Origin of the sequence: Acidiplasma aeolicum, from assembly GCF_001402945.1 — an archaeon.
In the GTDB taxonomy this organism is placed as follows: domain Archaea; phylum Thermoplasmatota; class Thermoplasmata; order Thermoplasmatales; family Thermoplasmataceae; genus Acidiplasma; species Acidiplasma aeolicum.
In genome coordinates, this window is record NZ_LKBG01000292.1 from 1 (window position 1) to 6,074 (window position 6,074).

The 6,074-nt window shown below is 34.3% G+C and carries 5 protein-coding genes; 1 reads left to right on the forward strand and 4 read right to left on the reverse strand.

Annotated elements, in window-relative coordinates; all coding sequences use genetic code 11:
* A partial coding sequence (locus AOG54_RS09310) for a nucleoside 2-deoxyribosyltransferase (protein WP_201779334.1) occupies positions 1–256 on the forward strand: 256 nt, incomplete at its 5' end.
* Between the two features lies 1 nt (position 257).
* Here AOG54_RS09310 and AOG54_RS09315 read toward each other — a convergent pair.
* From AOG54_RS09315 to AOG54_RS09325, 4 genes are all read right to left on the reverse strand, one after another.
* A complete protein-coding gene (locus AOG54_RS09315) occupies positions 258–1,553 on the reverse strand; it encodes an MFS transporter (protein ID WP_055032647.1) in 1,296 nt (431 codons plus the stop codon).
* A gap of 124 nt (positions 1,554–1,677) precedes the next feature.
* Positions 1,678–4,068, reverse strand: coding sequence for a M1 family metallopeptidase (locus tag AOG54_RS09320; RefSeq protein WP_052656655.1), 2,391 nt, complete (start codon positions 4,066–4,068; stop codon positions 1,678–1,680).
* Between the two features lie 297 nt (positions 4,069–4,365).
* Positions 4,366–4,491, reverse strand: coding sequence for a hypothetical protein (locus AOG54_RS10195; protein WP_255350850.1), 126 nt, complete (start codon positions 4,489–4,491; stop codon positions 4,366–4,368).
* A gap of 240 nt (positions 4,492–4,731) precedes the next feature.
* Positions 4,732–5,748: a zinc-dependent alcohol dehydrogenase family protein gene (locus AOG54_RS09325; protein WP_048100910.1), complete on the reverse strand. Its 1,017-nt coding sequence runs from the start codon at positions 5,746–5,748 to the stop codon at positions 4,732–4,734.
* Positions 5,749–6,074: the final 326 nt, after the last annotated feature.

Genomic DNA, 6,074 nt, shown 5'->3' on the forward strand with positions numbered 1-6,074 from the left:
AAGGGACGTACAGGCATTAAAAAACTCCAGAATACTTTTAATGCTAATAGATGGCAGGGTTCCAGATGAGGGTGCATGCGTTGAACTTGGCATGGCATATGCATACAATAAAATATGCATAGGTTTTCAGACGGATATAAGAAAATTTTCGGGCATGCAGAATAATTTAATGATAGATTATTCATTTACATATAATATAGCACACACATGGGATGAATTAAGGGAAATACTGTTAAAAATAAAAAATTTAAAATAGTTTAATCTGCCATTTCAATAGGAATGCCCTTTCCGGTTTCCTTTCCAAACAGGAACCATGCTATTGCACCTGCGGAACCGATTACCCAGACTATGATATTAAACAATATGTACTGGTTAAGGTTATATGAGGCAGTCAAATAAATGGTAGGTATATAAAGCCCTATCCCCAAAAATCTTATAATTGCCGTAAGCGTTCCCCTTGATTTTGTGGCCCAAACCTCTGATTTTAAAGTATCCTCTGCCAGATAACCAAGCTGGACAAATGCATTTAGTGCTATTACAAGAAACCAAAAAATTATGAGGTATCTGGTCCAGGAGCTTATTGTAACGTAGGTTATAATGGTAAAAACAAGAGCACCAACATTCCCCCATAAAAGCATGCTCCTTCTGCTTATCCTCTCACCGAAAAATCCAATAAATCCTGTACCAAATGCGGCTACACTGGATACCAGTAAAATTAGGGCAACAAGGCCTGGATAAAATACAGGGCCAAGAACGTAGGCTATAAGTCCAAATCCGGTTGTACCTGCAAAGGCAGTGGTCAGGGTGGAAAATATTTTAAGGCCCAAATGTTTGGTTTTATCCAGATCCTCCCTATCCTCCAGCTCCTTCTTATTCATGGTTCTTCTCAAATATTCCTCCCTACCATAATATTTTATGGCATCATTGATTGCCTGATCTTCCCTGCCAATGCTTGCCAGCCATAGAAAGCTTTCAGGAAGATAACGCCTGGATGCTATTAAAACAATTAATACTATTAAAATTGTTATTGCAATCATAAACCTTTGATAGAATATTGAGGAACTTGCAGTTGAAAACGATACAGCAGCAAGAACCACACCACCAAGCGGTATGAAATTTAGCTCAAGCAGCATTGTAGTGCTTCTATGCTCTGTGGGCATTATCTCCTGCGACAGTGCCATTATTGTATTCATTTCACCTCCTGATCCAAACAAAAGTATGGCAAGAAATAAAAGTATTAGATAATATGTATCACTAAAAACTATGCCTATGGCTGCTATACCATACATTATCATGGTTATATAAAATACATGCTTCCTTCCTATTTTATCAGATAATGGTCCGGAAACTATTATTCCAATAATCAGCCATAGTGGAGACCATGATAGCAGCAAGGATCTAAGGCTTGCTGGCATTGCGACCCAGCCTGTCGCAATTGTTGACATCCCAAATATATATGCCTCAAGGAACATTCCCATTGAAAATGATATAAATGCCCATGTATCAACACGTGTCCAGTGCCCGAAACTTAAATTTCCAGCATTGCCACCCATGGTATGATAAGATTATTTAATATTTAAAAGCATAAGTTTACATATTATACATTTATTTCAATTTATCAAAAAGTTTTAAAATTATTTACATTGTTTTAAAAATAAAAATGCTGTTATTAAATATTTACTGCCTTGACCTGGATATTAATTCGGAGTAAATGCTTAAATATTCCAGCCCCTTTTTGATTCCCCTTGATATCTCACTGAATTCCATGCCCTTTAATTTTTCCTCTATGGCATTTAGGTGGTTCAGGCCAATAAATGGTACGGCAACCTCAACAACCCTGGAGGCGTATCCTGATCCCTGAAATACCTTTTGTATACCATAGATTATATCCTCGAAATTCTCATAAATATATTCCCTTGCCTCCGGGTTCATGGATGCATTTGTGTAAAACCTTATGGAATCCTGCTGCTTGATTTCATGATTTTCAATTAATCTTGATACATTTTCATAATTTTTATCTCCAGAAAGCCATGACATTGCCTGTATAACCTTTATTTTATCCTCGTCATTATTAAAATCATTAAGCATTTTATGAAGTCCATCAAAATCATTCTTAATAATTGCATATGCTGTTAGCACTGAAGACCTTAAATCAGGATCCATACTGGTAATATTATTTATATTTTCGGCAATTTTTGCAGCATAATCATGATCCAAAATTGCAAGCCTGTATGATATCATTCCCCTTAATATGGATTTATTGATTTCCTCATTTTCCTCCTTGCTGCCAAGCATGTCAAGTTTATTTTTAAGAAGTTCAACAGTGAAATTGTGCAATTTTTCATTGTTTGTTAGTATTAAATTTAATATAAATAATTCCCCTGCTATTTCCTGATCAACCATTAATCTATTCTCACCGGAAAGTGCCTTTATTACATCCAGATATGAGTTTAGGTTAATTTTACCGGATATGAGAAATGAATAATAGTCATTTGCAATCCCCCATAAATCACGGTCTGAAAGCTTCTTTAAATTATTTACCAGTGATTTAAGGAGTTCATCCGAGTATAAAACCCTGTAAAATCCAGCCTCATCATCATTAAGCTTTAAAAATTTGTCAGTGTCTTCTATAAACATTTCAGATGCATCAAAAATAAGAGATTTTATACTGTTTTCATATTTTAACGTCAGCGGTATTTTCCATGTAACTTTTTGTGTCTTGCCATTAAGGAAAAATCTTGACTGTTTTAATAACAATTTTCCATCCACAATGCTGGCATCTATATATGGATATCCAGGTCTTTTAATAAATGATTCCATGACCTCCCTTACAGGAAGATCTGATACCTTTCCAATAAATTCCCAAAGATCAGAACCCTCTGCATTTTTGTATTTAAAATTTTCAAGGTATAAATTAAGCCCTTTTCTAAAAACATCATCGGTTACGAATGAATTAATCATTCTTAATATGCTTCCTCCCTTCCCATAGCTTATTTCATCGAAGATCTGTGCTATATCATCAGGAGATTTAACATCAACCTGTATTGGATGGGAATTAACCAGTGAATCCCCAGCAAGGGCCCCGGAGGTTTCACTGATAAGGAAATCTGAGAACATGTCATAGTCTGGATATAATTTATCCACTGCCTTATATGACATAAATGTGGCAAAACTCTCATTTAACCATAGGTCATCCCACCATTTCATTGTCACAAGGTCTCCGAACCACTGGTGTGCCAGTTCATGGGCTATTACATCTGCAATTGACCTCTTTACAGAAGTGCTTGTTGATGAATCGACATTGAGATATATTTCCCTGAATGTTATTGCCCCCCAGTTTTCCATTGCACCTGCCGCAAATTCAGGTACTGATATTAAATCCTCCTTTGGAAGTGGATATTTTATATTGAAATAATCCTCATAGAATCCAATTGATTTTTTGGCAATTTCCAGTGGATAATCCGATTGGGTTAGCCTGCCCCTGGGTGCCACAAGCCCTATTTCCTTTCCATCTTCCAATTTTTTAGTTTTTCTATCGAAATGTCCAATCCCAAGGTAAAGTAGGTATGTTGACATTCTCGGAGTCTGCATAAATTTTACCTCCTTTTTTCCGTCAATTTCTTTTATCGTTTCCACCGGCATATTTGAAACTGCATCAAGTCCACCATCAATTTTAATAGTTATATCAAATGTGGCCTTATATGATGGATTATCTATGCAGGGTATAAATTTTCTGGCCCCGGTTGGCTCAAACTGAGTTGTTATCATAAAACCATCCGGTGTTCTGGCCAGATATATCCCCTCAAGTTTTTCAGGTATCTCACCTGTAAAGTCTATATCCACCTGTGTTTTTGATGTTATTATCCCATCAACCACAATCTCCTGCTCATTTTTGTATTCTTTAAACCCTCTTATTACACCATTTACTGCAAGCCTTTTAATTTTATGCCCTATTGAGTTAAGTATTAATTTCTCCTCATTACCCTCCAATGTTATTTTTTCATGGCATGTGTAAGTAAATTTTTCTGTGTCAAAATCCAAATACAGGTTGTAGTTTATAATATTCATAATTACATATTGCATGGTATATTATAATTTTTATCAAATAAATAATTATATTATGAAATATCAAAAATTAATATTTTATTTATTTGTCATAAGGTTATGGTTTCTTTTAAAAATTTTAACATAGACCCTGGGAAGTTATCATCTCCATGATGCTTAAATTTACTGAATACAATATATTACATCAAATGATTCTGGGACTGCCTTTTTAATTATATTAATGATACCAATGCTATTATTCTTACATCACTTAATCCTGTTATCAACTCCAACTAGATTATCCATGTCGATTTTAATATTTCAATTATCTATAAGGTTTGTGGCATTCTCCACCATCTTAAAGATAGGAGCCTCAAGCTTCCATGGAAAAGCATGCCTAATCAGGTAAATATTATCATATACTGCATTTATTGTATAACCATTCATAAAGCATGAATGTTATAAAGTATGTATATGATTTTCCAGTTCTCTCTTTTTCTTTATTGTTGATACCCCTGAATATATCCTATCTTTCCTTTAACGTTCCTGTTTAATAAATCCATAAACATACCAATATATTGTAATAAATGTAATTATAATGGCCACTGGGCATAACTGTAAACCTTATTGTACTTATTGAATATATAACATTAAGTCTTTTTAGGAAATACCTGTAAGGTTTAATACTCATTTGCATAAATGGTTATCAGAATTATTGACAATGACCTTTATTGAATCCTTTATACTGCCATTTAATGCTGACTCAATATTATTAATATCCACCTTTTTGTTTAATAGTATGTCAAGATTAATTGCGCCTGAAGATATGAGATTAAGGGACCTTTCCATGGTGTATGGATTTGTAAATTCACCCGCTATCTTAATCTCCTTTTGATATATTAGTGACGGTTTAATACTTGCGTAGGCATCAGGGTCATAAACCGCAAAGGCCAGAATCCGGCCATCATTTGAAATTATATCAATTGATTCCTCTAATAGTTTCATGCTTCCTGTTGTGTCTACTATAAGATCAACACCATAATTTCCCGTTTTTTCCTTTACATAGTTTTTAATATTCCCTATTACCACATCGGCACCAAGTTCCCTGGCAATATTTTTTCTGTACTCATTTAATTCAGCAACGATTAATGGATTATAACCCATGTTTTTAAGTATCTGAAAAAATGTTAATCCTATGAACCCTGCACCAAGTATTAGGGCCGATTCACCTATTTTGGCATTTACAATGTCCAGGCCGTGTATAATGCAGGCAACTGGTTCGGTAACCGATGCCCTTTCATATGATAAATTATCTGGAATTTTGTATACCTGGCTGTCAGGAACATTCACATACTCAGCAAAACCCCCATAAATATTGTTCCCAATGCTAGTAAAATGCTCGCAAAAATTTTTTTTACCAGACCTGCAATACCTGCACTTATTGCACGGAATATTTGGATCAACAACCACCCTGTCTCCAGAATGAAACAAACTGCTTTTTGATTCAACCACAATTCCGCTTAGTTCATGGCCGGGTACCACAGGATATTTAATTAATGGATTTTTGCCATAATAGGAATGAATGTCGGAACCACAGACACCGCAGGCCATTACCCTAATTTTTACCTCATTTTCTTTTAAATCAGGCTCATCTATGTCCAAAACAGAAACATTTTTAACACCGTTTAGGAAAAATGCCCTCATAAATTAATATAATTCATTTAATAGTATAAATAGATTTTTGTTACCATAATATATTTATATAAATGCCCTAAATAAGGAAAATACTTTAATTTCTCACATCGCCTAAAATATCTAATAGATATCTCGCTTCTAAATTTTATAATTATCTAGAGTGTCCAAACTTTCATAATTTGTTAGACAATTGTCATATTTATTAATTTGAAAATCATAAGTGGGATATGGAAGCTTATCATATCCCATTAATTATGCAAAGGTTGGCTCAAATAATTGTGGAGGATAGAATCAGAAAGTACTCAAATAAACTTATTGCAAAGATTATTGTAATA

Bases quoted from the DNA above. Each gene is read 5' to 3' on its own strand.
- AOG54_RS09315 (WP_055032647.1), bottom strand. From the start codon at position 1,553: ATGGGTGGCAATGCTGGAAATTTAAGTTTCGGGCACTGGACACGTGTT.
- AOG54_RS09320 (WP_052656655.1), bottom strand. From the start codon at position 4,068: ATGAATATTATAAACTACAACCTGTATTTGGATTTTGACACAGAAAAA.
- AOG54_RS10195 (WP_255350850.1), bottom strand. From the start codon at position 4,491: ATGAATGGTTATACAATAAATGCAGTATATGATAATATTTACCTGATT.
- AOG54_RS09325 (WP_048100910.1), bottom strand. From the start codon at position 5,748: ATGAGGGCATTTTTCCTAAACGGTGTTAAAAATGTTTCTGTTTTGGAC.